At 69.9% G+C, this 24,290-nt stretch carries 24 protein-coding genes; 10 read left to right on the top strand and 14 right to left on the bottom strand.

The window, feature by feature from the left end; translation table 11 throughout:
* Nucleotides 1-4: 4 nt before the first annotated feature.
* The 3 genes from ACIGXX_RS27840 to ACIGXX_RS27830 all read left to right on the top strand — a co-directional run bounded on the left by ACIGXX_RS27840 (nucleotide 5) and on the right by ACIGXX_RS27830 (nucleotide 1,676).
* Nucleotides 5-418, top strand: coding sequence for a roadblock/LC7 domain-containing protein (locus ACIGXX_RS27840; RefSeq protein ID WP_135330751.1), 414 nt, complete (start codon nucleotides 5-7; stop codon nucleotides 416-418).
* 93 nt (nucleotides 419-511) lie between these two features.
* A complete protein-coding gene (locus tag ACIGXX_RS27835) occupies nucleotides 512-1,111 on the top strand; it encodes a DUF742 domain-containing protein (RefSeq protein ID WP_351165296.1) in 600 nt (199 codons plus the stop codon).
* A complete protein-coding gene (locus ACIGXX_RS27830; RefSeq protein ID WP_190084708.1) occupies nucleotides 1,092-1,676 on the top strand; it encodes an ATP/GTP-binding protein in 585 nt (194 codons plus the stop codon). The genes ACIGXX_RS27835 and ACIGXX_RS27830 overlap by 20 nt, the downstream gene beginning before the upstream one ends.
* Before the next feature lie 275 nt (nucleotides 1,677-1,951).
* On the opposite strand, the gene ACIGXX_RS27825 is transcribed toward ACIGXX_RS27830, so the two are convergent.
* Nucleotides 1,952-2,377: an ATP-binding protein gene (locus ACIGXX_RS27825; RefSeq protein ID WP_351165293.1), complete on the bottom strand. Its 426-nt coding sequence runs from the start codon at nucleotides 2,375-2,377 to the stop codon at nucleotides 1,952-1,954.
* Nucleotides 2,378-2,550: 173 nt separating this feature from the next.
* Here ACIGXX_RS27825 and ACIGXX_RS27820 point away from each other — a divergent pair, with 173 nt between their 5' ends.
* The 3 genes from ACIGXX_RS27820 to ACIGXX_RS27810 are packed head-to-tail and all read left to right on the top strand — an operon-like array spanning nucleotide 2,551 to nucleotide 3,901.
* On the top strand, nucleotides 2,551-3,408 hold the full coding sequence (locus tag ACIGXX_RS27820) for a helix-turn-helix transcriptional regulator (protein ID WP_351165698.1): 858 nt from the start codon (nucleotides 2,551-2,553) through the stop codon (nucleotides 3,406-3,408).
* A complete protein-coding gene (locus ACIGXX_RS27815; protein ID WP_351165695.1) occupies nucleotides 3,408-3,650 on the top strand; it encodes a DUF397 domain-containing protein in 243 nt (80 codons plus the stop codon). The genes ACIGXX_RS27820 and ACIGXX_RS27815 overlap by 1 nt, the downstream gene beginning before the upstream one ends.
* Nucleotides 3,647-3,901, top strand: coding sequence for a DUF397 domain-containing protein (locus ACIGXX_RS27810; RefSeq protein ID WP_351165291.1), 255 nt, complete (start codon nucleotides 3,647-3,649; stop codon nucleotides 3,899-3,901). The genes ACIGXX_RS27815 and ACIGXX_RS27810 overlap by 4 nt, the downstream gene beginning before the upstream one ends.
* A gap of 121 nt (nucleotides 3,902-4,022) precedes the next feature.
* Here ACIGXX_RS27810 and ACIGXX_RS27805 read toward each other — a convergent pair whose 3' ends face one another.
* The gene (locus ACIGXX_RS27805; RefSeq protein WP_351165288.1) at nucleotides 4,023-4,220 is read right to left on the bottom strand and encodes an acyl-CoA carboxylase subunit epsilon; all 198 of its coding nucleotides are present in this window, start codon (nucleotides 4,218-4,220) and stop codon (nucleotides 4,023-4,025) included.
* Nucleotides 4,221-4,252: 32 nt separating this feature from the next.
* The gene (locus ACIGXX_RS27800) at nucleotides 4,253-5,848 is read right to left on the bottom strand and encodes an acyl-CoA carboxylase subunit beta (RefSeq protein WP_351165286.1); all 1,596 of its coding nucleotides are present in this window, start codon (nucleotides 5,846-5,848) and stop codon (nucleotides 4,253-4,255) included.
* A 336-nt stretch (nucleotides 5,849-6,184) separates the two neighbouring features.
* On the opposite strand from ACIGXX_RS27800, the gene ACIGXX_RS27795 reads away from it, so the two are divergent.
* The 3 genes from ACIGXX_RS27795 to ACIGXX_RS27785 all read left to right on the top strand — a co-directional run bounded on the left by ACIGXX_RS27795 (nucleotide 6,185) and on the right by ACIGXX_RS27785 (nucleotide 8,456).
* On the top strand, nucleotides 6,185-6,808 hold the full coding sequence (locus ACIGXX_RS27795; RefSeq protein WP_351165284.1) for a YceI family protein: 624 nt from the start codon (nucleotides 6,185-6,187) through the stop codon (nucleotides 6,806-6,808).
* 83 nt (nucleotides 6,809-6,891) lie between these two features.
* Entirely contained in the window at nucleotides 6,892-7,428 is a 537-nt protein-coding gene (locus ACIGXX_RS27790) for a hypothetical protein (protein WP_399979685.1), read from the top strand.
* A gap of 47 nt (nucleotides 7,429-7,475) precedes the next feature.
* A complete protein-coding gene (locus ACIGXX_RS27785; RefSeq protein ID WP_399979682.1) occupies nucleotides 7,476-8,456 on the top strand; it encodes an SDR family NAD(P)-dependent oxidoreductase in 981 nt (326 codons plus the stop codon).
* On the opposite strand, the gene ACIGXX_RS27780 is transcribed toward ACIGXX_RS27785, so the two are convergent.
* From ACIGXX_RS27780 to ureA, 10 genes are all read right to left on the bottom strand, one after another.
* A complete protein-coding gene (locus ACIGXX_RS27780) occupies nucleotides 8,453-9,340 on the bottom strand; it encodes an alpha/beta hydrolase (RefSeq protein WP_399979679.1) in 888 nt (295 codons plus the stop codon). The two genes, ACIGXX_RS27785 and ACIGXX_RS27780, sit on opposite strands and share 4 nt — an antisense overlap.
* A 543-nt stretch (nucleotides 9,341-9,883) precedes the next feature.
* Nucleotides 9,884-11,227, bottom strand: a complete 1,344-nt coding sequence (locus ACIGXX_RS27775; protein ID WP_399979676.1) for a hypothetical protein — start codon at nucleotides 11,225-11,227, stop codon at nucleotides 9,884-9,886.
* A 72-nt stretch (nucleotides 11,228-11,299) separates the two neighbouring features.
* Nucleotides 11,300-12,904, bottom strand: a complete 1,605-nt coding sequence (gene cimA / locus ACIGXX_RS27770) for a citramalate synthase (RefSeq protein ID WP_351165274.1) — start codon at nucleotides 12,902-12,904, stop codon at nucleotides 11,300-11,302.
* Nucleotides 12,905-13,247: 343 nt separating this feature from the next.
* On the bottom strand, nucleotides 13,248-14,498 hold the full coding sequence (locus ACIGXX_RS27765) for a TolB family protein (protein ID WP_399979671.1): 1,251 nt from the start codon (nucleotides 14,496-14,498) through the stop codon (nucleotides 13,248-13,250).
* Between the two features lie 156 nt (nucleotides 14,499-14,654).
* Nucleotides 14,655-15,863, bottom strand: coding sequence for a TolB family protein (locus ACIGXX_RS27760; protein ID WP_399979668.1), 1,209 nt, complete (start codon nucleotides 15,861-15,863; stop codon nucleotides 14,655-14,657).
* A 21-nt stretch (nucleotides 15,864-15,884) separates the two neighbouring features.
* The gene (locus tag ACIGXX_RS27755) at nucleotides 15,885-16,943 is read right to left on the bottom strand and encodes a TolB family protein (protein WP_399979943.1); all 1,059 of its coding nucleotides are present in this window, start codon (nucleotides 16,941-16,943) and stop codon (nucleotides 15,885-15,887) included.
* Between the two features lie 121 nt (nucleotides 16,944-17,064).
* Nucleotides 17,065-17,631, bottom strand: coding sequence for a TetR/AcrR family transcriptional regulator (locus ACIGXX_RS27750; protein ID WP_351165690.1), 567 nt, complete (start codon nucleotides 17,629-17,631; stop codon nucleotides 17,065-17,067).
* Nucleotides 17,632-17,719: 88 nt separating this feature from the next.
* Nucleotides 17,720-18,742: an agmatine deiminase family protein gene (locus ACIGXX_RS27745; protein ID WP_361465409.1), complete on the bottom strand. Its 1,023-nt coding sequence runs from the start codon at nucleotides 18,740-18,742 to the stop codon at nucleotides 17,720-17,722.
* A 44-nt stretch (nucleotides 18,743-18,786) separates the two neighbouring features.
* A complete protein-coding gene (locus tag ACIGXX_RS27740) occupies nucleotides 18,787-20,475 on the bottom strand; it encodes an urease subunit alpha (RefSeq protein WP_399979664.1) in 1,689 nt (562 codons plus the stop codon).
* Nucleotides 20,472-21,194, bottom strand: coding sequence for an urease subunit gamma (gene ureA, locus ACIGXX_RS27735; RefSeq protein WP_399979661.1), 723 nt, complete (start codon nucleotides 21,192-21,194; stop codon nucleotides 20,472-20,474). The genes ACIGXX_RS27740 and ureA overlap by 4 nt, the downstream gene beginning before the upstream one ends.
* 162 nt (nucleotides 21,195-21,356) lie before the next feature.
* On the opposite strand from ureA, the gene ACIGXX_RS27730 reads away from it, so the two are divergent.
* Nucleotides 21,357-22,784, top strand: a complete 1,428-nt coding sequence (locus ACIGXX_RS27730) for a cytosine permease (RefSeq protein WP_399979658.1) — start codon at nucleotides 21,357-21,359, stop codon at nucleotides 22,782-22,784.
* Between the two features lie 194 nt (nucleotides 22,785-22,978).
* Here the strand turns inward: ACIGXX_RS27730 and ACIGXX_RS27725 are convergent, their stop codons facing one another.
* Nucleotides 22,979-24,076 (bottom strand): branched-chain amino acid aminotransferase, encoded by a 1,098-nt coding sequence (locus tag ACIGXX_RS27725; protein ID WP_351165259.1) that lies wholly within the window; start codon nucleotides 24,074-24,076, stop codon nucleotides 22,979-22,981.
* Between the last annotated feature and the right edge of the window lie 214 nt (nucleotides 24,077-24,290).

Below are 24,290 nucleotides of genomic sequence, written 5' to 3'. Positions count from 1 at the left end.
CCCGATGAGCCAGGCGGCGCAGAACCTGAACTGGTTGATCACCAACTTCGTGGACAACACCCCTGGGGTGTCCCACACGGTGGTGGTCTCCGCCGACGGACTCCTTCTGGCGATGTCCGAAGGCTTCCCCCGCGACCGGGCCGACCAGCTCGCGGCCGTCGCGTCCGGTCTGACCTCCCTCACCGCCGGGGCCTCCCGGATCTTCGAGGGCGGTTCCGTGACCCAGACCGTTGTGGAGATGGAGCGAGGATTTCTCTTCCTTATGTCCATCTCCGACGGCTCCTCGCTGGCCGTGCTCGCCCACCCGGATGCGGACATCGGTCTCATTGGGTACGAGATGGCGCTTCTTGTCGACCGCGCCGGCACCGTACTCACGCCCGACCTGCGTGCGGAGCTGCAGGGGAGCCTTCTCAACTAGTAGACGTACGGTGCGTTTTCGCGTCCCGTGGCCGTAAGGTTTCGGGACGCGGCTCCAGAATGATGGTGCCCGGCACAGTCGGAGGAGGAGTACGTGGCAGGTTCAGGAACACCCCCGGACGGTTCGTCATCGGCCAGTTGGTCGCCTGGTCACGGCCAGGGGCAGGGGCCGCACGACGGTGCGCCGAACCGTTACAACTTCCCCTCCGCGCCGAGCCAGCACCGCAGGCCCTATCAGCAGCCGCAGCAGCCGGGCCCCCGCCAGAGCCCGTACGAGCAGCCTCACAACCCCAGGATCCAGCCAGTGCAACCACAGCGACGCGCCCCGGAAGCGGCGCCCGCAGGTTCTGCGAGCAACCCCCTGGTGCGCCCGTACGCCATGACGGGCGGCCGCACCAGGCCCCGCTACCAGCTCGCCATCGAGGCGCTGGTGCACACCACCGCCCAACCGCACCAGCTCCAGGGCCAGTTGCCCGAGCATCAGCGGATCTGCAACCTGTGCCGCGAGATCAAGTCAGTCGCTGAGATCTCGGCACTCCTCTCCATTCCTCTCGGCGTCGCCCGGATCCTCGTAGCCGACCTGGCGGAGGCCGGACTTGTCGCCATCCATCAGCCGGGCGGCGACGAGTCCGCCGGCGGCCAGCCAGACGTGACACTGCTCGAAAGGGTGCTCAGTGGACTTCGCAAGCTCTAGCGGCGGAGCAACAGCCCGCTCCACCACTTCCGCGAAAATCGTGGTGGCGGGCGGCTTCGGCGTGGGCAAGACCACGTTCGTCGGGGCGGTCTCTGAGATCAACCCGCTGCGCACCGAGGCCGTCATGACGTCCGCCTCCGCGGGCATCGACGACCTCACCCACACCGGGGACAAGACCACCACCACGGTGGCCATGGACTTCGGCCGCATCACGCTGGACCAGGACCTGATCCTGTACCTCTTCGGTACGCCTGGTCAGGACCGCTTCTGGTTCATGTGGGACGACCTCGTACGCGGCGCCATCGGCGCCGTGGTGCTTGTCGACACGAGGAGGCTCGCCGACTGCTTCCCCGCCGTCGACTACTTCGAGAACTCGGGTCTGCCCTTCGTCATCGCCCTCAACGGCTTCGACGGCCACCAGCCGTACACGCCCGACGAGGTCCGTGAGGCGCTCCAGATCGGCCCGGACACCCCGATCATCACGACGGACGCGCGCCACCGTGCGGACGCGAAGAGCGGTCTGATCACGCTCGTGGAGCACGCGCTCATGGCGCGGCTTCGGTAACAGCCCCGTACCCCGTCCAACAGTTCGCCCCCGCCGGCAGGAGCCGGCGGGGGCGAACTGCGTGATGGAGCCTTCAGGCCACTGTCGCCTTGCGTAACATCTTTGGCCAAAACACATGCCTGCCGCAGTGATGTATTCGGTGGCACTCTCACTGGAGGGACAGGCAGGTTCGCCATCATTCCTGCCCTTCTTCCCTCCGACGGATCGAGAGCAGGAAGCGGAGCCCTCACATGAGCCTGCCCCAGCGACCCGGCGCGCGGGCGCCACCGGCTCCGTCAGCCGAACCCGGGCACCTTGAGCTCCGCCCAGACCACCTTGCCGCCGACCGTCGGCTCCACCCCGACGTCGGCCGACAGAGCCGCGACGAGGAACAGCCCACGCCCACTCACCTGGAACGGGTCCGGGGGCTCGGTGGGCACCACCGGAAGCTCGGTGGAGGTGTCCGTCACCTCCAGGCGCACACCCTCAGCACCCGTGCGACGTACGGCGAACTCGAACGACGAGCACGTGCAGTGCCGCACATTGCTGCACAGCTCGGTGGCCACGAAGGCGCAGTCGTCGACCAGCGCCTCCAGGCCCCAACTGCGCAGGCAGGCGCCGACGATCCGGCGTATCTGCTCCAGGCAGTGCGGGTCGTACTCCATGCGGACCTCGCAGGATCTGCTGATCACCACGAGCTCCTCCGCGGACGTGTTCGGCATTGCCCCTCCGGCACCGCTGTAGGTGTCAACTCAACCGAGAACAAAGGACGTTGGGCTCGCATCATGTCGAGGCATTTATCACTTAGGCAAGTATTACTCACGGTTCGCATCCCGCAAGGGAGGGGCCGCAGATGACAGTTGTCTGGCCGGAAGGCGCGGGACATCATGTGCGCATGCCGCAAAGTGACATGCCCACCATGCGCAGCCGCCGTCTCGGCGCCGAGCTGCGACGACTCCGGTCGGAAGCCGGCCTCAAGGTCCAGGACGCGGCCGATGCGCTGGAGTGTGGGCAGCCAAAGATCAGTCAGATCGAGACAGGAAAACGGGGCATCCGGCAACTCGACCTCACCACCCTGCTCAATCTGTACGGGGTGAAGGACGATCAGCAGCGGTCGAATCTGAAGCGGCTCGCCAGGGACATCCACAAGGTCGACTGGTGGTCCGGTCAAGGCCCTTTGCTCAGCGGCGACTTGCGCGACTACCTCACGCTGGAAGCCGACTCCTCACTCATCCGCTCCTACGAGCCGATGGTGCTGCCGGGCCTGCTCCAGACAGAGGCATATATGCGGGAGATATTCACCGCGGGAGCTGAAGCGGATCGCGTCGAAACTCTTGTGAAGACGCGGATGAGACGCAAAGATCTGCTGCACGGCAACAGTGAATTCCGGCTGCGCGTCGTCATCGACGCCCCGGCACTGCACCGCATTTCTGGTCCCACTGAATTGATTCGTCAACAGTTTCAGCACTTGATCGAAGTGGGCAATCAAGCCAATGTCACCGTTCAGATCCTCCCTCTGAACATCACATTGCCGCTCGCACAGTACGCTCCGTACACGGTCTTCACCTTGCACGGAGAACCCCCCATAGAGGTGACCTGGTTGGAGCACATGACCGGGGGAACATTGCTGGAGCAGCGGCCTGACGTCCAGGTTTACACCAAAGCCTGGGACGACCTGACGGCCGCCGCACTCTCCCCCGCCGAGTCTCGCCAGTACATCCTCGACCACATGAAGAAAGAAAGCGGGTCGTGATGTCTCGCACATCTGCGGCCGGTCTCGCGTTCACAGAGGCAGAAGACGAATCAGTGAAAGCGAACTGGCACAAGAGCACCTACAGCGGCGCCTCGAACGGCTGCATCGAGCATACGAAGCTTTCGGCCGATCAGCGGGCGATTCGTGACACGAAGAACCGGGAGTTCGGAACGCTCGTCTTCGACTCCACCGCCTGGCGCGCATTCATCACTGGAATCAACTCCGGGATCCTGCAGATATGAGCACGAACACGGCGAGCGGCACACGCGTCACACAGCGGGACAAGACGCTTCTCTACGCGCTCGACATCTCCCGCGCCCAGTGGACAAGCACCCCGGGAAGCCCCGTCGAGGGCCCTGTGGAGATCGCCCCGCTGGAGAACGGCGCGGTGGCCCTGCGCAACCCCGCGGACCCGCGCGGTCTCGTCCTGCGCTTCACCGCGGAGGAGTGGTACGCGTTCAAACTCGGCGTGCTGGCCGGAGAATTCGACTGACCTCCTGGTTGGACTGGCCTCCTGGTTCGACTGACCTCCCGGGCGGACGCCGAAGGACCCCGCGCCATGGCGGGGTCCTTCGGGGTGCCTGTCGGTCTTGCCGACTGCTTCAGGGCGCCGGTCAGCCCTGCCAGCTGTGCGGGGCGCGGAAGCCGGGCGAGCGCTCCAGGCGGCGCCAGCCGGCCTTGTCGCGGCCTCGGCGGGGCGCGGGGGCCTGTGCGGAGGCGGCGGCGCTACGGGCCAGCAGGATCGCGGTGATGGCGGCGACCTCTTCGGGCTCGGCGTGGCCCTTCTCGACGCGGATGTCGGGGGTACTCATGTGCAGCGTTCTCCTTGTGGGCTACTGCAGGATTACTGCGGGGGGTTGCCGTGCTTGCGCGACGGCAGGTCTGCGTGCTTGTTGCGGAGCATCGCGAGGGAGCTGATGAGCACCTCGCGGGTGGCGGTGGGGTCGATGACGTCGTCGACCAGGCCGCGCTCGGCGGCGTAGTAGGGGTGCATCAGCTCGGCCTTGTACTCCTTGACCATCTTCTGCCGCATGGCCTCGGGGTCCTCGGCGGCCGCGATCTGACGGCGGAAGATGACGTTGGCGGCGCCCTCTGCGCCCATCACCGCGATCTCGTTGGTGGGCCAGGCGTAGGTCAGGTCGGCGCCGATGGACTGGCTGTCCATGACGATGTACGCGCCGCCGTACGCCTTGCGCAGGATCAGCGAGATCCGCGGCACGGTGGCGTTGCAGTACGCGTACAGGAGCTTCGCGCCGTGGCGGATGATCCCGCCGTGCTCCTGGTCGACGCCCGGCAGGAAGCCCGGTACGTCGAGCAGCGTCACGATCGGGATGTTGAAGGCGTCGCACATCTGGACGAAGCGGGCCGCCTTCTCGGAGGCCTCGATGTCCAGGACACCGGCCAGGGACTGCGGCTGGTTGGCGACGATGCCCACCACCTTGCCGTCCAGGCGGGCCAGGGCGCAGATGATGTTGCGGGCCCAGCGCTCGTGGACCTCCAGGAAGTCGCCGTCGTCGACGAGCTCCTCGATGACCTTGGCCATGTCGTACGGACGGTTGCCGTCCGCCGGGACCAGGTCGAGCAGCACGTCCGAGCGGCGGTCCGCCGGGTCGTCCGACTCGTGGGTGGGCGGGTTCTCGCGGTTGTTCGAGGGCAGCATCGCGATGAGGTAGCGGACCTCGGCGAGGCAGGTCTCCTCGTCGTCGTACGCGAAGTGGCACACGCCCGAGGTCTCGGCGTGCACGTCCGCGCCGCCCAGGCCGTTCTGCGAGATCTCCTCGCCGGTCACCGCACGCACCACGTCCGGTCCGGTGATGAACATCTGCGAGGTCTCACGGACCATGAACACGAAGTCCGTCAGGGCCGGGCTGTAGGCCGCGCCACCCGCGCACGGGCCCAGCATCACCGAGATCTGCGGGATGACACCCGAAGCCTTGGTGTTGCGCTGGAAGATGCCGCCGTACCCGGCGAGCGCCGATACGCCCTCCTGGATACGGGCACCGGCGCCGTCGTTCAGCGACACCAGCGGGGCACCGGCCGCGATGGCCATGTCCATGATCTTGTGGATCTTCGTGGCGTGCGCCTCGCCGAGCGCGCCGCCGAAGATGCGGAAGTCGTGGGCGTACACGAAGACCGTGCGCCCCTCCACCGTGCCCCAGCCGGTGATGACACCGTCCGTGTACGGTTTCTTCGCCTCCAGGCCGAACCCGGTCGCCCGGTGCCGGCGCAACTGCTCGACCTCCTGGAACGACCCCGCGTCAAGCAGCAGCTCGATCCGCTCGCGTGCGGTCAGCTTGCCCTTCGCGTGCTGGGCCTCGGTCGCCTTCTCGCTCGGGCCGCGCAGCGCCTCGGCACGGATCGCGTGCAGCTCGGCCACGCGCCCACGCGCGTCGGTGGGCTCGCCCTCGGGAGAAGAAGCGGTGTCGTCCAAAACGGTCATGTAGTGACCTTACGAAGTGGGCCTACTGAAACGGACCGTCGACTATGAACAGTCTCCGGCCCGTTTTCCTGGCACCCCCGAACAGAAGCTCTCTGCTGTACGCGCGAAGTGACTGCTCAGAGCCGTGTCCAGCTGTAGGGATTCCACAAAGCGTCACGTGAGAGACACCTCACAGGCGAGGAGAGTTCCGCGTGATCGAACCGACACGCTCCGTTTGATGTTGAATGTTGAACTGAATCGCGCTAGAGTCAATCTCGTTGAACATTCAACAGACACATCCCGCATAGCTCGCAGCTCGGCCTCCCCCGGCCGCAGCTCGTCCCCCAAGGAGCAGTCATGGGTCTCTTCGGCCGCAAGAACGAAACCGCCACCTCCTCCGCCGGCACCGCCACGGCGCCCGCTCCGGTCAACCCGGACCTGGCCGCCCTGACCGGCGAGTACGCGATCGACCCCTCGCACACGTCCATCGGCTTCGTCGCCCGCCACGCCATGGTCACGAACGTCAAGGGCTCCTTCACCGACATCGCCGGCACCCTGCACCTGGACGGCACCGACCCGTCCGCGTCGACGGCTTCCATCGACGTACAGATGGAGAGCATCGACACCGGCAGCGCGGACCGTGACGGTCACCTCAAGAGCGCGGACTTCTTCAAGACGGACGAGTTCCCGGAGATGACGTTCCGCTCCACGAAGGCGGAGGCGCTGGGCGGCGACGACTACCGCATCACCGGTGACCTGACGATCCTCGGCACCACGAAGCCGCTCGCCATCGACCTCGAGTTCAACGGCTCGGCCACGGACCCCTTCGGGAACGAGCGGGTCGGCTTCGAGGGCAAGGCGGAGATCCTCCGCTCGGACTGGGGCCTCACGTGGAACGCCGCGCTGGAGACGGGCGGGGTGCTCGTCTCCGACAAGATCAAGCTGAACTTCGACATCTCGGCGATCAAGTCGGGCTCCTGAGCCCAGCCGGTCTTCCGGGCCGCCGCCTCGCGGCGGATGCTTTCCCGCCCGATCGCCCCGCATCCTTGGGTACGGTGCGGGGCGTGGCCGCGTTCATACAGCAACTGCCCGCCCTGATAGGCGTGATCGTCGGTGCGCTCGGGTCGTATCTGGCGATCACCCGGGGCGACCGGGCCCGCTTCCAGCGGGAGCAGGCCGCCCGGTGGGAAGAGCGGCGGCTCGCCGTCTACGGCGACTACGCCCGCGTACTGAAGCAGGCGGTCACGCTCACGTACCGCGTCGCGGCCCATCTCGGCAACGACCCGCATCCGCACCCCCTGTCCCCCGAAGAAGCAGCGCCCCACCTGGCGGAAGCCGCCATCGCGCGGGATCCGGTCGGGGAGGCGCTGCTGATGCTCGGCACGCCGGACGTCGTGGACAAGGCGCGGGCCTGGGTCCTCACGGTCGTCGAGATGGAACGGTTCCTGCGCGAGGACACCCGGGACCCGGTCGCCTGGGCCGCACTGCTCGACCGCCAGCGGACCACACGCGAGGGCTACTACCAGGCGGTCCGGCGCGACTTGGCGCTGCCGCCCGGACATTCGGGACGCTGGCGCATGCCGCCGCCTGAAGGGACTTGAGGGCACGCCTTGCCTTCGAGCGCGGTCCAGCTTCTAGCGTCACCCGCATGAGCACACGGCAAGGACAACAGCACAGGATCGGCAGCGGGTTCGGCGCGCTGAGCACGGCGGACGACGTACTCGCCGGAATCGACCTCTCGGGCAGGACGGCGCTGGTCACCGGCGGCTACTCGGGGCTCGGCCTGGAGATCACCCGGGCGCTCGGCAGGGCGGGCGCGCACGTCATCGTCCCGGCGCGCAGGCCGCTCGTCGCGCGGGAGGCGCTGCGGGGCACGGACCGCGCGGAGGTGCGGTCGCTCGACCTGGCGGACCAGGAGAGCATCCGGCACTTCGCGGAGCGCTTCCTCGCCACGCACCGCACCCTCGACATCCTCATCAACAACGCGGGCGTGATGGCCTGCCCCGAGACCCGCGTCGGCCCGGACGGCACCTGGGAGTCCCACTTCGCGATCAACCACCTCGGCCACTTCGCCCTCGTCAACCGCCTCTACCCGGCGCTGAGTCCGGGCACCGCGCGCGTCGTGTCCGTGGCCTCGTCCGGGCATTTCCTCTCCGACATCCGCTGGAGCGACCCGCACTTCCACGAGGGCTACGACCGCTGGTCGGCCTACGCCCAGTCCAAGACGGCGAACGCGCTCTTCGCCGTGCACCTCGACTCCTTGAGCGCGGCCGGCGCCGGACCACGGGCCTTCGCCGTGCACCCCGGCAGCATCCTCACCCCGCTCCAGCGCCACATCCCCCGCGAGGAACAGATCGCTCAGGGCTGGATGTCCGCCGACGGCACACCCGCGCAGGGCTTCAAGACCCCGGCGCAGGGCGCGGCCACGGCGGTCTGGGCGGCGACGTCACCGCTGCTGGATGCCCATGGCGGCGCGTACTGCCAGGACTGCGATGTCGCGGAGCCCGCCGCGACGGAGGACATGCTGATCGGGGGCGTCAAGCCCTGGGCGACGGACCCCGAAGCGGCGGCCCGCCTGTGGCACCTGTCGGCGGAAATGACGGGGTTGGGCGACCCGGCCTCCCCCTAGGCCCTGACGGATGCGATGTGCGCCAGGATCGCTTCCGCGAGCGGGACCTGCACCGCCGGGGGCAGCGCGTGCCCCATGCCCGCGATCTCCACCACCCGTGTGCCGCCGCCTCCGATGACCTGGGCCAGGTGGTGCGGATGCGGGGGCGGGAACACCGGCTCGGCCGGGCCGGAGATGACGAGGGTGGGGACCTTCGTGCCGGCCAGTTCGTCGGTGCGGATCATGTGGGAGTCGTCGGCTCGGGCGTGCGCCGTGGAGGCGACGTGGGTCCCTGCGTGCGCGATGATGCGGCGCTCCAGATCACGGAAGTACGCGTCTTCGGCGGCCAGTTGACCACCATTCAGGACGCGCCAGTGCTCCACCCGGCGGTCGAGCTCGGCCTCCGGCCCCTTGTCCTCGACCGGGCGGGACCACATCTCCAGGACTTCCGGTGCGATGCCGGGGAGTTCGCCGACCGGGATCCGGGTTCCGTCCGGGGCGGTGTACGGGGTCTCGCTGAGCGCGCAGGTGCCGATCAGGGTGGCGCTCAGGACGCGTTCGGGGTGGTCGGCGAGGACCAGCTGGGTCAGCATGCCGCCGAGCGACATCCCCACCAGGTGCGCCCGCTCGATGCCCAGGCCGTCCAGGACCGCCACCGCGTCCTGCGCCAAGTCAGTGATCGGGTACGGGTGCTGGTCGAAGGTGGAGGTGGAGCGGCCGGTGTCCCGGTGGTCGTAACGGATGACGTGATGCCTTTCGGCGAGCGCGTCCACGAACTCCTCGGGCCACCCGAGGCCGGAGGCCTGGGCGCCCATGATCAGGAGCAGCGCCGGGGCCTCGGGGGCACCCCGCCGCTCCGTCCACAGGCGGATGCCGGGGGCGGCTTCGACGTACTGCTGGTTCATGGGGGCACCTTCCGAGTCGGCTCAAACAACGGAACGAGACGTATCGTCTCGCAAACCCCTCATCCCGTCAACCCGATCCCCCGCATCCGCAACAACCAGCGATCGGCCGCAGTCGGCAGCGAGACGCGAGGGGACGCGCCGGTATGTCCGCCCGGAGCACGGCTCCCGACACTCCGGTGCCGCAGCACCCTCGCGGCCACCGGACGATAGCGAGGACGGACATACCGGCACGGCCCCGCCCTCAAGGCGGACCCTCACCGCAGCACGGACGCACCCGCACGCGGCACGAGACGCAAGGGGGCGTGGCGGTATGTCCGCCCGGAGCACGGCTCCCAACACTCCAGAACCGAAGCAACCCCACGGCCACCCGACGATAGCGAGGACGGACATACCGGCACGGCCCCGACCCCACCCCCAGACCGGACCCGCAGGATGCCCCACAGCCCGCAGTCGGCAGTCGGCAGTCGGCAGTCGGCAGTCGGCAACACGAACCGCCCGCCCCACCGATGGACCGGCCCCGCCCCCATGACGGATCAGCCCCGCCTAGAACCCCCCGCCCCCAAAGTCCCCGCCACCCCCGAAGTCCCCGCCCCCGCCGAAGTCCCCAGGGTCGAAGTCCGATCCCGAGTAGTCCCCGCCGTCGTACCCGGCCCCCGCCCCGGCCCCGTAATCCGCCCCGTACGCCGGGCTCGCCATCATTCCGCCCAGCATCGTTCCCACCAGCAGGCCCGGCAGCATGCCGCCGCCGAAGTAGCCGCCGGCCCAGGGGCCGTACGCCGGACCCGCCTCCCAGTACGGGCGGCGCTCGCCCGACTCCGTGGCCACCGTCCGGGCCATCGGCTCCTCACCGTCCGCGAGGCGCGTCGCGTCCGCCAGGCAGACCGGGACCGAGCGCCCGGCGCCACCCGGCGGCGCCCACTGCGCGTCCTTCACCGACGGGCCGTGCCGCGGGTCGAAGAAGCACGGAGCGCGACGCTCGGGAAGCGGCCGGCCCTCGCGCCGGGCGGCAAGGAGCGCCAGCGAGAAGCGGCCGTCCTCCAGCGACTGGGTGACCGCCCGCACCTGCTCGGGCCGCTCCGCCGCCGCCATGAACGACTTCGCCTTCTCGTAGGAGTCGAGGGCCCGTTCGTAGTCCGTGCGCATCGCGTCGTCCGCGCCCGCCTCCGCGGGGTGGAAGTCGAGGCGGTCCAGCTCCTCGCCGTACGCCGTGATGTCCTCGTCCACCACGACCCGCAGCTTCTCCAGCGCGGCCCGCTCCTCCTCGGCCCGCCGCCGCCGGTTCCGCCGGACCACGGCGTACGTGGCCCCGCCACCCGCGACCAGCACCGCGCCGACACCGATCAGCGCGCCCACGGGAGCACCACCGTCAGAACCGGAACCCGCACCGTCCCACGAAGCGGGCGCCGAGCCGCGCGCGTCCTTCACCGCCTGGTCGACGAAGTCGTTCAGCTGGGTCCTGGTGTCGGCCACGTCCCCGTACGTCGTGACGAGATTCGAGACGGCCGCGTTGCTCAGCACCGCCCGGTCGGCCTTCGCGTCGAACGCGTCGCCGAGCCGGATTCCGTACACACCCGTCACACCGGTCTCGGTGCGCAGCTTCTGGAAGAGGTCCTGCTTGGGGAAGTCGGCGGGCAGCACCGCCACGAACACCGGCTTGTCGGCGTCCTCGATCTTCTTTGCCAGAGCGTCCGCCTCGGCCCCGGACAGCTGGTCCGAGGCGGCCGGATCCACATACACCGGGCTCTTCTCCCAGGCGTCGGCCACGGCCGGAACGCTCGTGGCGGACACGGCAGCCGCGGCCCCGGGCGCCGCCGTGAACGACACGGCACCCAGGGACACGAGAAGCCCGGACAACGCGACAAATATTCGCTTCGTCCTATTGCTCATACTTCGAAGCTAACTCAGTCGGGCCCACAACGACGGCCCCGAGCGGCCCGACCCCGGACCCGGACCAGCCTGCTACTCCACCGGCTCCACGCCCGCCCGCAGCAGACCGAAGGTGTACGCGTCCTCCAGCGCCTGCCACGACGCCGCGATCACGTTCTCCGCCACGCCCACCGTCGACCACTCACCGTCACCGTCACTGGTGGAGATCAGCACCCGGGTCGTGGACGACGTGCCGTGCTTGCCCTCCAGGATGCGGACCTTGTAGTCGACCAGCTCCATCTTGGCGAGCTGGGGGTAGATCCGCTCCAAGCCCACCCGAAGCGACCGGTCGAGCGCGTTGACCGGGCCGTTGCCCTCCGCCGTGGCGACGATGCGCTCGCCCTTGGCCCACAGCTTCACGGTCGCCTCGTTCGCGTGCGTGCCGTCGGGCCGGTCCTCGACGATGGCCCGCCAGGACTCGACGCGGAAGTAGCGGCGCGCCCGGCCCTCGGCCTCCTCGCGGAGCAGCAGCTCGAAGGACGCGTCGGCGGCCTCGTACGTGTAGCCCTGGAGCTCGCGCTCCTTGACCCGCTCGACGACCCTGCCCACGAGCGCGCGGTCGTCGCCCAGGTCGATCCCGAGCTCCTTGCCCTTGAGCTCGATGGAGGCGCGCCCGGCCATGTCCGAGACCAGCATCCGGATGCGGTTGCCCACCAGGTCCGGGTCGATGTGCTGGTAGAGATCCGGGTCGACCTTGATCGCGGAGGCGTGCAGGCCCGCCTTGTGGGCGAAGGCCGAGACGCCCACGTACGGCTGGTGCGTGGAGGGGGTGAGGTTGACGACCTCGGCGATGGCGTGCGAGACGCGGGTCATCTCGCGCAGCGAGCCCTCGGGCAGGACCTGCTTGCCGTACTTGAGCTCAAGGGCGCCGACCACGGGGAAGAGGTTGGCGTTGCCGACCCGCTCGCCGTAGCCGTTGGCGGTGCACTGCACGTGCGTGGCGCCGGCGTCGACGGCGGCGAGGGTGTTGGCGACCGCGCACCCCGTGTCGTCCTGCGCGTGGATGCCGAGCCGGGCGCCGGTGTCGGCGCGGACGGTCCCCACGATCGCCTGGACCTGCGCGGGGAGCATGCCGCCGTTGGTGTCGCACAGGACGACGACGTCGGCGCCCGCCTCACTGGCCGTGCGGACGACGGATTTCGCATACTCGGGATTGGCGCGGTAGCCGTCGAAGAAGTGCTCGCAGTCGACGAAGACGCGCCGCCCCTGGTCCACCAGGTAGGAGACGGTGTCGCGCACCATCTCCAGGTTCTCCTCCAAGGTCGTGCGCAGGGCGAGTTCGACGTGCCGGTCATGGGACTTGGCGACGAGCGTGATGACCGGGGCGCCGGACGCCAGCAGGGCGTTGACCTGCACGTCCGTGGCCGCCGAGCCACCCGCGCGGCGCGTGGCGCCGAAGGCGACGAGCTGGGCGTGCCGGAAGGTGATCTCTTGCTGGGCGCGGGAGAAGAACTCGGTGTCGCGGGGGTTGGCGCCCGGCCAACCGCCCTCGATGAAGCCCACGCCGAAGTCGTCCAGGTGCCGGGCGATGGTCAGCTTGTCCGCGACGGTCAGGTTGATTCCCTCGCGCTGCGCGCCGTCGCGCAGCGTGGTGTCAAAGACGTGGAACGAATCGTCGGGTGTGCTGGTTTCCGTCATGCTGATCTGGCTCCTGTGTCGGATCTCGGTCTACCGGAATGACCGGCTCCACCGCCTCAATGATCCCTCGCGCTCCGCGTCCGGCTGATGTTGGGCCAGGAAACGAAAAAACCCCTCGTGGGTACGAGAGGTTTGCGCGCGGGTCTGAGAGACGACGGTGTCCGCCCGTACATGGTGGTACGAGACGGTCACTGCGGACCGGCGCGCCTGCTGCCAATAATCATGGCGAACGAGAGCACGGTGGCAGCCTGCCACAGCCCGCACACACCGCGCTGCCCCGTCTCACGATGCGGGCGACGCGTGGGACGCGCCGCCCGCCGTGGGTCCCGCCTGACGTCAGTGGTCAGCGCAGGTGGCGTACGAAGGTGTCGTAGCCGTCATTGGTGTCGCCGCCCAGGAGCGACGCGTCGCCGGAGAGGAAGGCGATCCGGCGCCCGTCTGCCGAGATGCCGCCCGGGGCGACCTGCGCCGAGGCCGCGCCGCCCGTGGTGTCGGGCGTGACGAGGGTGGTGCTGCCCTTCTTGAGGTCGCGCAGGTAGACGGGCCACTCCTTGCCGTACTCGGAGCCCGCCTCGGCGAGCTCCGACGTGAACGTCAGCCTTCGGCCGTCGGCGCTGATAGCGGGCGCGCGGGTATAGGCCTCGCCGGGGCCGCCCTGGGTGCCGTGGACGCGCTGGTTCCCGCCGGAGGCGATGTCGTGCACGAAAACGTTCCAGGCGGCGTCGTCGTCGTTCGGGACCAGGTGCGTGTCGCGGGACTCGAAGACCACCGTGCGGCCGTTGCCGCTGATGGACGGGGCGAGGGACTCCTTCTCCGTCTCCGATCCGTCGTGGGAACGGTCGATCTCCGTCAGCTCACCCGTCGTGCGATCGCGCAGCAGCACGTCGCTCCAGTCGTCGCCGCGCGGGCCGTTGAAGTAGTTGTACGCGTAGACGACGCGGCTGCCGTCGTCGCTGACGGTCGCCCCGTGCGCGGTGCGCCCGTCCCTGGCCGGGTCTGCCTCGCTGATCCGCTCGGTCGTGCCGGTCTTGCGGTCGCGCAGGAAGACGACGCCGCCGGGGCTGCCCGCGCGCCGACCGACGTCGAAGACGGCGTACCGCGCGTTCGGGGTCAGCGAGACGGAGCCCGCGCCGCCGGCGCCGTCCGGCAGCTCGACGTCGAGCCGCTCGGCCTTCTTGGTCCTGCGGTCGTAGAGCCGGACGTCGGATTGCGAGTAGGAGCCCGCGGGGCTGGTGATCATCGCGACGTACCGTCCGTCGGCGCTCAGCGAGGGCCCCCTGACGTCACGCCCTTCGAGGGCGATCCGCTCGGTCTTTCCGGTGCGCAGATCGCGTACGAAGACGTCGTTCAGGCCGTTGGTGTCGCCCGCGACCAGATCGGTGGCCTCGGAGTCGAAGGCCACGAACCGGCCGTCGCGGCTGATGGTCGCCGCCGCCGACCGCGCGTCGGCGGCCTTCCCGTCGGCCGTGACGCTGACGCCCTCGGTGCGGGGCGCGGCGTCGGGTGCCGCGGACGCGGCCGGCAGGGTGCCGGCCGTGACCGCGGCGACGAGTGCGGCGGCGGCCAGGGCCGCGCGGCGCTTGATGCTGTGCATGGTGAAGTCCCCCGTGTTTCCTTGGTGTTCGGTGTTTCCTTGGTGTTCGGTGTTTCCTTGGTGTTCGGTGTTTCCTTGGTGTTCGGTGTTTCCTTGGTGTTCGGTGCGGATGCTGCACGCGATGCGTACGCAATGTCTGTGATGCGCGAGATGCGCTTACGGTTGCGCTTCTCCCGGAACTGTCCGCAGGAAGACGTCGGACACGCCGTTGGTGTCCCCCGGCACCAGGTCGGCCGACGCCGACGCGAAGGCCACGACCGTGCCGTCCTCGTTGACCGACGGGTTCTGTGCCGCGAGGTCGTTGCGCCCGCCGTCGAGGTCGACGCTGATCAACTGCGTCTTCCCGGTGGCCAGTTCGAGCAGGTGGACGGAGGGCACGGAGCCCTTGCCGCGCTTCTTCGCCGAGGTGTAGGCGACATGGGTGCCGGTCTTGGAGAGCGACGCCTGCGCGGTGTACCCGTTCTTCTTCGGGGCCTTCACCAGGGTCGTGGTGCCCGCGTCGAGGTCGCGCACGAAGACGTTCGTGTCGCGGTTCCCGTCGCCGGACGCGAGGTCGGACGCGCGCGAGTCGAAGGCGACGCGGCGCCCGTCCGAGCTGATGGAGGGGGCCGTGGACGCGCCGTCGGCCTCGCCGCCGTCCCGCGCCACGGACACCTTCTCGCGGGCGCCGGTGGTCATGTTCCGGACGTGGATCTCGCCGCCCTGTTCGTACGAGACGTACTCCCCGTTGTAGCTCACCGACGGCTTCCCCGCCGGCTCGTCCGATGCCTCGCTGACCAGGTCGGTGGTGCCGCCGCTGAACTTGAAGCGGTAGACGCGCGGTTGGGGCGCCGGGTCCTCCTCGGTGGCGGGGAGGGTGGCCGTGTAGGTGATCCACTGGCAGCTGGGGTCGACGTGGGGCTGCTCCATCGAGGTGAAGCGGACCCCTTGGTAACCGGTGAGGCCGGTGATCTTCCAGACCGGGCGGTTGCGGATGTAGACGGTCGGCCGGTGGTCGGGCTTCGGCGGGCTCGCGAGGTCCGTGGACTCGGAGACGAAGCCGACCATCCGCCCGCTGGGGCAGGGCGAGCCGTCGTACGAGGGGCCGTTGGCGCCGGAGCTGACGTACGAGTATCCGCCGCGGTCCTTGACGGACACCCCCGGCAGGCCGTCGGCGCCCCCCTCGGACGTGAAGGCGACCACGCGGTCTTCGCCCATCGCCGGGTCGTACGACGGGGCGGCGAGCTGTCCGCCGGTGGTGTTCACGCTGATCCGCTCGGTGGGCGGCGGCACCGGGTCCGGCTCCGCGTGGGCAGGGAGCGCTCCCACTGTGCCGAGCAGGGCGGCCAGGCACAGGCCGGTGGCCGCTCTCTTGCTGCTGTCCATGATGTGATTCCCCCGGTTCGGTCAGTGGGTGTGGCGTACGAAGACGTCGGAGTCGCCGTTCGTGTCGCCCGGCACGATGTCCGGGTCCTCCGAGGAGTAGACGATGCCGCGCCCCTTGCCGGCGATCGCCCCCGGCGATGCCCCGCCGTGGCCGATCGTCGTCTCGTGGCCGCTGGGCAGGTGGCGAAGGCGGATGTCCGACCTCCCGTCGCCGTGGACCCCGTACACGAACCGACGGCCGTCCGGGCTGAGCGCCTGCGCCCTGCCCTGCGCGAAGTGCTGGACCTTCCCGGTGCGCAGGTCCCGTACGTAGGCGCCGTTCGCGCCGTTCATCGCCACCGTGCGGCCGTTGCCGCTGACCTGCGCCAGCGTGGACGGGGTGCCGTCGTCGATCCGGGTGAGGCCGCCGGTGGTGCGGTCGCGGAGCCAGATCTGGGTGGTGCCCTTGTCCTCGTAGGCGACGTAGCGGCCGTCGGCACTGATGGAGGGGTCCACCATGTCGCGGGCCGAGTCCGGCGGTCCGTCGCTGACGACCTCTCGGGTGCCGGTCTCGCGGTCGTAGACCTCGACCCGCTGGGGGTCCCCGGGATGCTGCGGCTGGAGGTCGTAGGCGATGTAGCGGCCGTCCGCGCTGATGTCGGGGGCCGACGCGCTGTACTTGAATCCCCTGCCGTCGATCTGCTTGATCTGCCCCGTGCTCAGGTCGGTGAGGAAGACGTTGATGCCGTGGCTGCCCCAGCCGGTGTGCGCCGCGTACCGCCCGTCGTCGCTGATGGAGGGGGCGCCCATGGAGTTCTTGATCCGGGTGACGTCGCCGGTCTTCAGGTCGCGTACGTGCCCGTAGTCGTACGGCCCCTGATAGGGGTCCGGTGTCAGGCTCTCCGCGTCGCTCCAGAACGCGACGTACCGGCCGTCGCCCGTGATGGACGCGGTCCTCGACGGGCCGTCCCCCTCGGTCCCGTCCGCCGCGACGCTCACGCGCTCCACCTTCGGCGCCCGCGGCTCGTGCGGCGCGGCCTGCGCCGCGGCCGGTAACACGGTGGTGCCGAGCGCCGCGGCCAGCAAGGCGCTCAAGGACACACGTCTAGCAGTGGACATGGCTTCCCCCAAAACCTGTCGTCACCCCCGGCCCGACACCGAAGGCCCACCCGGATACAAGCGCACCGCCAAGAGACGCACAATCCGCAGGAACGCGTACAACCTAGACGCGGCCGTCGGGGTCCTGCCCGCCGGAGGCGAGTGCTCCGTCCAGGAACTCCCGTACGTGAGCGAGGATTTGGTCACGTCCCGTGCCGCGCAGGCCGATCGCCACGTGGATGGAGAACCCGTCGAGCAGCGCCCGCAGCCGCGCCGCGAACCGGTCGGGGTCCAGGGCGCCGAACTCGCCGCGCGAGACGCCTTCGGCGAGCAGCGCCACCAGGTCGCGGTGCCAGGCGCTCTCGATGGCGACCTGCCGGTCGCGCTCGTCCTCGTCGGCGTTCAGGGAGCGGTTCCAGACCTCGAGCCAGAGCGTCCAGTGGGGGTCGCCGGGGCCGTCGGGAACGTACAGGTCGACGTACGCGTCGAGCCGCTCGCGGGCCGTGCCCCGCCGCGCCAGCAGCCGGCCGCGCTCGGCGCCGAGCGCTGACTCGCTCCACTCCAGGGTGCGCAGGAGCAGCTCGTCCTTGGTGCGGAAGTAGTAGAGGAGGTGGCCGCTGCTCATGCCGACCTCGCGGCCGAGCGCGGCCATGGTCAGCTTCTCCAGGCCGCGCTCGGCGATCATCTCCATGGCAGCGGCAAGCACGTCCTCGCGCGGTGGTGCGTTCTTCCGGCGGGCGGCCTGGGCCACGGGGACTCCTGCGGTGACTCGTCTGACGCTAGATCTTGGGGATCTTCGGCTGCTGCTGGGTGATGCAGTGGATGCCACCACCCCCGGCAAAGATCGTACGGGCGTCCACGAGCGTCACGGTCCGCTCCGGGAAGAGACGGCGGAAGATGCCCGCCGCGATCTCGTCGCGCGGGTCGTCGAAGGCGCACAGGACGACGCCGCCGTTGCAGAGGTAGTGGTTGATGTAGGAGTAGTCGACCCAGCCCTCGTCGTCGGTGAGGACGGTCGGCGCGGGCACCTCGACGATCTGCAGGGTGCGGCCACGGGCGTCGGTCTGCCCCTGGAGGACCCCGATGATCTCCTTGCTGATCTCGAAGTCCGGGTGGGCGGGGTCCTGCTGCGAGTGGACGAGGACGACACCGGGGGCGGCGAACGCGGCGACGATGTCGACGTGCCCCCGGGTGCCGAACTGTCCGTAGTCACCGGCCAGGCCGCGCGGCAGCCAGATCGCCTTGCGCGTGCCGATGCGGGCGTGGATCGCCTCCTCGGCCTGCTCGCGGGTCAGGCCCGGATTGCGCCCCGGGTCGAGCTGGACCGTGTCGGTCAGCAGGACCGTGCCCTCGCCGTCGACGTGGATGCCGCCGCCTTCGTTCACGAGGGGCGAGGAGTGGACGGGCACCTCGGCCAGGTCGGCGACGTGCCGGGCGATCTTCGCGTCGTGCTCCCAGCGGGCCCAGTCCTGGCCGCCCCAGCCGTTGAACGTCCAGTCCACGGCGGCGAGTTGCTGGCCATCGCGTACGAAGGTGGGGCCGATGTCACGCATCCACGCGTCGTCCAGATCGCGCTCGACCAGCTCGATGTCGGGGCCCAGGAGCGCGCGGGCCGACTCGCTCTGGCCGGTCCCGACGACCATCGTGACGGGTTCGAAGCGGCGTACGGCACGGGCGACACCGGCCCAGGCGGCCCGCGCCTCGGCGAGCTCGCGCTCGTTCGTGAACGTCGGGTTGGGGCCCGGCCAGGCCATCCAGGTGCGCTCGTGCGGGGCCCACTCGGCGGGCATGTGGAAGGTCATGGTGATCCCTACGGCAAGGACTATGGGAAGGACTGCGGGACGGGCTACAGGAAGTAGAGGCGGTTGAGCGAGACGGAGTCGGCCGGCTCGGAGCGAACGGGGTCGCCGTCGAGCGTGACCAGGCCGGAGCGCTGGTCGACGTCGATGGAGCCGGTGCGGGAGTTGAGCCGCAGGTCGGCGGGGCCGATGCCACGGGTGCCCCGCACGGCGACCCGGCGCCGCCGGGTCGGCATCCGGTCGTTGCCCTGGTCGACGGCGGCCTGCGCGACGAAGGCCACCGAGATGTCGGCGGGCGTCGCGCCGTACGCCCCGAACTGCGGGCCCAGGACGAGCGGCTCGCAGGTGTCGGTCGCGGCGTTCGGGTCGCCCACCACTCCGTAGGCGGGGAAGCCGGACTTGAGCACCAACTGCGGTTTGGCGCCGAAGTATTCGGGCTTCCAGAGCACGATGTCGGCCATCTTGCCGACCTCGATGGAGCCGACCTCGTGGGCCAGGCCGTGGGCGATGGCGGGGTTGATGGTCAGCTTGGCCATGTAGCGCAGGACGCGCGCGTTGTCGTCGTCCGCGCCGTCCCCGTCCATCGGGCCCAGCTCGGCCTTCATCTTCCCGGCCATCGCGAAGGTCCTGCGTACGGTCTCGCCCGCGCGCCCCATGCCCTGCGCGTCGGACGAGGTGATGCCGATGGCACCCAGGTCGTGCAGCACGTCCTCGGCGCCCATGGTCCCGGCGCGGATGCGGTCGCGGGCCATGGCGGCGTCACCGGGCAGATCGGTCTTCAGGTCGTGGACCGAGACGATCATCCCGTAGTGCTCGGCGACGGCGTCCCGGCCGAACGGCAGCGTCGGATTGGTGGAGGAGCCGATCACGTTCGGCACGCCCGCCATCTTCAGGACGTTCGGCACGTGCCCGCCACCGCATCCCTCGATGTGGAAGGCGTGGATGGTCCGCCCTTCCAGCACCTTCAGCGTGTCCTCGACGGACAGACACTCGTTCAACCCGTCGCTGTGCAGGGCGACTTGGACGTCGTGTTCCTCGGCCACCCGCAACGCGGTGTCGAGTGCGCGCGTATGCGCGCCCATGTCCTCGTGCACCTTGAAGCCCGACGCCCCGCCCTCGGCGAGCGCCTCGATGAGCGGTGCGTCGTGCGAGGACGAACCGCGCCCCAGGAAGCCGATGTTGACGGGCCAGGCGTCGAAGGCGTTGAACGCGTGCTTCAGCGCCCAGGGCGAGTTGACCCCGACGCCCCACACGGGCCCGAACTCCTGGCCGATGACCGTGGTGACGCCGGAGGCCAGCGAGGCCTCCATGATGCGCGGCGAGAGCAGATGGACGTGGGTGTCCACGGATCCGGCGGTGGCGATGAGCCCCTCGCCCGACACGATGGACGTGCCGGTGCCGACCACGACGTCGACCCCGTCCAGGGTGTCGGGGTTACCGGCCCGCCCTATGGCGTGGATGCGGCCTTCCCTGATCCCGATGGACACCTTGCGGATGCCCTGCACGGCGTCGATGACCAGCACATTGCTGATCACGACGTCACAGGTCTCCCGCACGGCGGCGGCCTTCAGGTGCAGCCCGTCGCGGGCCGTCTTGCCGAACCCGGCGAGGAACTCCTCGCCGTACCGCTGCGAATCCGACTCCACCCGGACGGTCAGCCCGGAGTCGCCGAGCCTGACGCGGTCGCCCGCGCGGGGCCCATGGGTGGCGGCGTACGCGTACGGATCGATGCTCATCGGTCGGCTCCTCCGTCTACTGCTCGGTCGGCTCCCAGATGTCGGTCGGCTCCCAGATAGCCGCACGCCACGGCCCTGCGCAGGGCCTCTTCCTTGGCGCCGGGCGCATCCAGCGCGCCGTCCACCAGGCCGGCGAAGCCGATCGCGACGCGCTCGCCGCCGATCGGCACGAGCCCGACCTCGACGCTCTCGCCGGGGCCGAAGCGGACGGAGGACCCGGCGGGGACCGCGAGCCGCATGCCGTAGGCGGCACGGCGGTCGAAGTCGAGCCGGGGGTTGGCCTCGAAGAGGTGGAAGTGCGAGGTGACGGAGACGGGCACCGTGGCGGTGTTGTGCACGGTGAGCGTCACGACGGGCGCGAGCTCCGCGTGCTCCGGGCCGGGCAGCAGCGCCCCCGGCGCCTCGCTGCCCATCCCCGCCCCGATCGGCCGGGAGACGACGGCGAGCCGGGACCCGTCGTCGAAGACGGCCTCCACATGCACCTCGGTCACCACGTCCGCGACGCCCGGCAGGACGTCGTCGGGCCCGAGGACCGAGCGCGCCCGCTCGATCGCCTCGGCGAGCCGGACGCCGTCGCGGGCCGCCTCGCACACCGTGTCCGCGATCAGCGCGGTCGCCTCGGGGACGTTGAGTCTGAGGCCGCGCGCCTTGCGGGCCCTGGCCAGCTCGGCCGCCCCGAAGAGCAGCAGCCGGTCGCGTTCCGTGGGGGTAAGCCGCACGCCACCACACCTCCATCATTTGAACACCACTCTAACCACGACATCGACATGACGAAAACATTGACGTGCGAGCAGGACTCAGGTCACATTGAGCGGCACTCAAACAGTCGAACGGCGGCCTGTGTGCGCAGGCCGCCACGATCGAGCGTCAGGGGCACCCTCATGCCGATAGAACAGCGCGGAGTCGACACCATCCCGGACGGGGAACGCACCAGCGGCCCCCGCGACCTCATCTCGATCCTGCTCGGCTCCAACCTCTGCCTCGGGGTGATCGTCTTCGGCTGGCTGCCGGTGTCGTTCGGCCTCGGGTGGTGGGCGTCCGTCACGTCCGTGGTGGCGGGCACGGTCCTGGGCACGGCCCTCACGGCACCCCTCGCCCTGGTCTCCCTCCGCACGGGCACGAACCTCTCCACCTCCTCCGGGGCGCAGTTCGGCGTGCGGGGCCGCCTGATCGGCTCGATCGTCGGCCTCCTGCTGTCGCTCGGCTACACCGCGCTGACCATCTGGATCGGCGGCGACGTGATGGTGGGCGTCCTGCACCGCCTGACGGGACTCCCGTCGAGCGGCCTCTCGTACGGGATCGTTTACGCGCTGCTCGCCGCCGCCACGGTGACGGGCGCGGTGTACGGCTACCGGGTCCTGCTGCGCCTGTCGCGCGTGCTCGCGGTGGGCATGACGGCGCTGCTGATCCTCGGGACGGTGGCGTACGCCCCCGACTTCACCACGTCGGCCCTGCCCGACGCGGGCGGCTACCTCCTCGGCTCCTTCTGGCCGACGTGGCTGCTCGCCCTGGTGGCGGCGGGCCTGAGCGGCCCGATCGCGTTCATCACGCTCCTGGGCGACTACACGCGCTACGTCTCCCCCACGCGCCACAGCTCGCGCACGGTACTGCACGCGTCATGGGTCGGCCTCCTGGCCGGACTTCTGCTGCCCCAACTCTTCGGTACGTTCACGGCGTACGCGGCGGGGGCGGCGCTCGACTACGCGGGCCCGCTGGTCTCCGCCTCCCCCACCTGGTACTTGGTCCCGCTGCTCCTGGCCGCCTCGGCGGGCTCGGTGGGCAACGCGGGCCTGATGCTGTACTCGATGGGCCTGGACCTGGACGCGATCCTGCCGCGCGCGTCGCGGGCGCGGGCGACGTACACGGTGGCGGTGGTGGCCACGGGGTGCGTGTTCGTGGGCCACTTCGCGTGGGAGGCGCAGGACGCGATGACGTCCTTCGTGCTCCTGCTCACGGCGATCGGCACACCGTGGGCGGTGATCACCCTGATCGGCTTCGCGCGCTGCGGGGGCGTCTACGACGCGGAGGCGCTCCAGGTCTTCAACCGCCGTTCCAGGGGCGGGATCTACTGGTACCGCGGGGGCTGGAACATCCCGGCGGCGGTGAGCTGGGCGCTCGGCGCGGCGGTGGGCCTGGCCGCGGTCTCGCTCCCCTCCTACGAAGGGCCGCTGCTCTCCCTGACAGGAGGGGTGGACTGCAGCTTCCTGCTGTCGGGCCTGGTGGGCGGCCTGACGTACGTGATCATGGACCGCGGACAGGCGCCCGCCCCCGCGGAGAGCGCGTCACCGGTCAGCGCGCAGGTGCCGTGATCAGCTCGTGCAGGTACCGCTTGACGATGACACCACCGCAGGAACGGTCGATCAACTCCCGTACGCACCGCAACAGCCCGTCGCGCGTGTGCTGTCGCACCCCAGACGCAGCGACCCGCCCCGGACACCGCAAAGGCCGGTCCCGGAAGGTCTACTTCCGGGACCGGCCTCCGTCCGCGTACTCGGATAAGCCCTCAGCCGAGGTCATGCATCCAGCCGTGCCGGTCCTTCGCCGTGCCCCGCTGGACATCGAGCAGCGCCTCGCGCAGCTTCATCGTCACCGGGCCCGGCTCGCCGCCGCTCTGCGTCCACTCGCCCGAGCGGCACTTCACCGTGCCCACGGGAGTGATCACCGCCGCCGTGCCGCAGGCGAAGACCTCCGTCAGCGTGCCCTCGGACGTGTCCGCCTGCCACTGGTCGATCGAGACCCGCGACTCCTCCGACTCGTAGCCGAGGTCGCGGGCGACCGTCAGGAGCGAGTCCCGGGTGATGCCGGCCAGCAACGAGCCCGTCAGCGTCGGCGTGACGATCTTGTCCCCGTACACGAAGTACAGGTTCATGCCGCCGAGCTCCTCGACCCACTTGTGCTCCACCGCGTCCAGGTACGCGACCTGGTCGCAGCCCATCGCCGCCGCCTCGGCCTGGGCCAGCAGGGACGCCGCGTAGTTGCCGCCGGTCTTGGCGTCGCCCACACCGCCCGGCACCGCCCGCACGCGGTCCTCCGACAGCCAGATCGAGACGGGCTTGACGCCACCGGGGAAGTACGCGCCCGCGGGCGACGCGATGACGATGAAGAGGTACTCGTTGGCCGGCTTCACGCCGAGGCCGACCTCGGTCGCGATCATGAACGGGCGCAGGTACAGCGACTCCTCGCCACCGTGCGCCGGCACCCACGCCTTGTCCTGCTTCACCAGCGCGTCGCACGCCTCGATGAACGTCTCGACCGGCAGCTCCGGCATCGCGAGCCGCCGCGCGGACCGCTGGAAGCGCTCCGCGTTGGCCTCGGGGCGGAAGGAGGCCACCGTGCCGTCGGGCTGGCGGTAGGCCTTCAGGCCCTCGAAGATCTCCTGCGCGTAGTGCAGGACGTTGGTCGCCGGGTCGAGGGAGAGGGGGCCGTACGGCACGAGCTGACCGTCGTGCCAGCCGCGCCCCTCCGTCCACTTGATCGTCACCATGTGATCGGTGAAGTGGCGACCGAACCCGGGGTTGGCCAGGATCGCCTCGCGCTCCGCCCGGGACAGCGGGCTCGAGGTGGGCTTGAGCTCGATCGTGGGTGTCGGCGTCGTCGTCATGAGTACTAGTCCTTCACGGTGTGATGGTGACGGACCGCGCTCACGCCTGTACGTCTCGTACTAGGACGTCCGAGTAACCCTGCATTCCGCGGCCCCACGTTCGATTATCGCTCGCGTGGCGCCGAGGAAGAAACAGCGTGAATGCGGCCCAGGGGTCGATGGTGGCACCCGGAGCCGCATACGAGAAGCCGCCGGGTGGTCAATCCGACCCGGC

It is taken from the genome of Streptomyces sp. NPDC055243 (assembly GCF_044544025.1).
In the GTDB taxonomy this organism is placed as follows: Bacteria; Actinomycetota; Actinomycetes; order Streptomycetales; family Streptomycetaceae; genus Streptomyces.
Note: the sequence above shows the minus strand (reverse complement) of the source record. Positions and strands in the feature narration are given on the sequence as shown.

Excerpts from the sequence above, each read along its gene's own strand:
- ACIGXX_RS27775 (WP_399979676.1), bottom strand. The coding sequence starts at position 11,227 with ATGAGCAATAGGACGAAGCGAATATTTGTCGCGTTGTCCGGGCTTCTC.
- ACIGXX_RS27800 (WP_351165286.1), bottom strand. The coding sequence starts at position 5,848 with ATGACCGTTTTGGACGACACCGCTTCTTCTCCCGAGGGCGAGCCCACC.
- ACIGXX_RS27840 (WP_135330751.1), top strand. The coding sequence starts at position 5 with ATGAGCCAGGCGGCGCAGAACCTGAACTGGTTGATCACCAACTTCGTG.
- ACIGXX_RS27745 (WP_361465409.1), bottom strand. The coding sequence starts at position 18,742 with ATGACCTTCCACATGCCCGCCGAGTGGGCCCCGCACGAGCGCACCTGG.
- ACIGXX_RS27785 (WP_399979682.1), top strand. The coding sequence starts at position 7,476 with ATGAGCACACGGCAAGGACAACAGCACAGGATCGGCAGCGGGTTCGGC.
- ACIGXX_RS27795 (WP_351165284.1), top strand. The coding sequence starts at position 6,185 with ATGGGTCTCTTCGGCCGCAAGAACGAAACCGCCACCTCCTCCGCCGGC.
- ACIGXX_RS27760 (WP_399979668.1), bottom strand. The coding sequence starts at position 15,863 with ATGGACAGCAGCAAGAGAGCGGCCACCGGCCTGTGCCTGGCCGCCCTG.
- ACIGXX_RS27740 (WP_399979664.1), bottom strand. The coding sequence starts at position 20,475 with ATGAGCATCGATCCGTACGCGTACGCCGCCACCCATGGGCCCCGCGCG.
- ACIGXX_RS27815 (WP_351165695.1), top strand. The coding sequence starts at position 3,408 with ATGTCTCGCACATCTGCGGCCGGTCTCGCGTTCACAGAGGCAGAAGAC.
- ACIGXX_RS27825 (WP_351165293.1), bottom strand. The coding sequence starts at position 2,377 with ATGCCGAACACGTCCGCGGAGGAGCTCGTGGTGATCAGCAGATCCTGC.
- ACIGXX_RS27725 (WP_351165259.1), bottom strand. The coding sequence starts at position 24,076 with ATGACGACGACGCCGACACCCACGATCGAGCTCAAGCCCACCTCGAGC.
- ACIGXX_RS27805 (WP_351165288.1), bottom strand. The coding sequence starts at position 4,220 with ATGAGTACCCCCGACATCCGCGTCGAGAAGGGCCACGCCGAGCCCGAA.
- ACIGXX_RS27750 (WP_351165690.1), bottom strand. The coding sequence starts at position 17,631 with ATGGAGATGATCGCCGAGCGCGGCCTGGAGAAGCTGACCATGGCCGCG.
- cimA (WP_351165274.1), bottom strand. The coding sequence starts at position 12,904 with ATGACGGAAACCAGCACACCCGACGATTCGTTCCACGTCTTTGACACC.
- ACIGXX_RS27810 (WP_351165291.1), top strand. The coding sequence starts at position 3,647 with ATGAGCACGAACACGGCGAGCGGCACACGCGTCACACAGCGGGACAAG.
- ACIGXX_RS27730 (WP_399979658.1), top strand. The coding sequence starts at position 21,357 with ATGCCGATAGAACAGCGCGGAGTCGACACCATCCCGGACGGGGAACGC.
- ACIGXX_RS27765 (WP_399979671.1), bottom strand. The coding sequence starts at position 14,498 with ATGCACAGCATCAAGCGCCGCGCGGCCCTGGCCGCCGCCGCACTCGTC.
- ACIGXX_RS27780 (WP_399979679.1), bottom strand. The coding sequence starts at position 9,340 with ATGAACCAGCAGTACGTCGAAGCCGCCCCCGGCATCCGCCTGTGGACG.
- ACIGXX_RS27820 (WP_351165698.1), top strand. The coding sequence starts at position 2,551 with ATGCCGCAAAGTGACATGCCCACCATGCGCAGCCGCCGTCTCGGCGCC.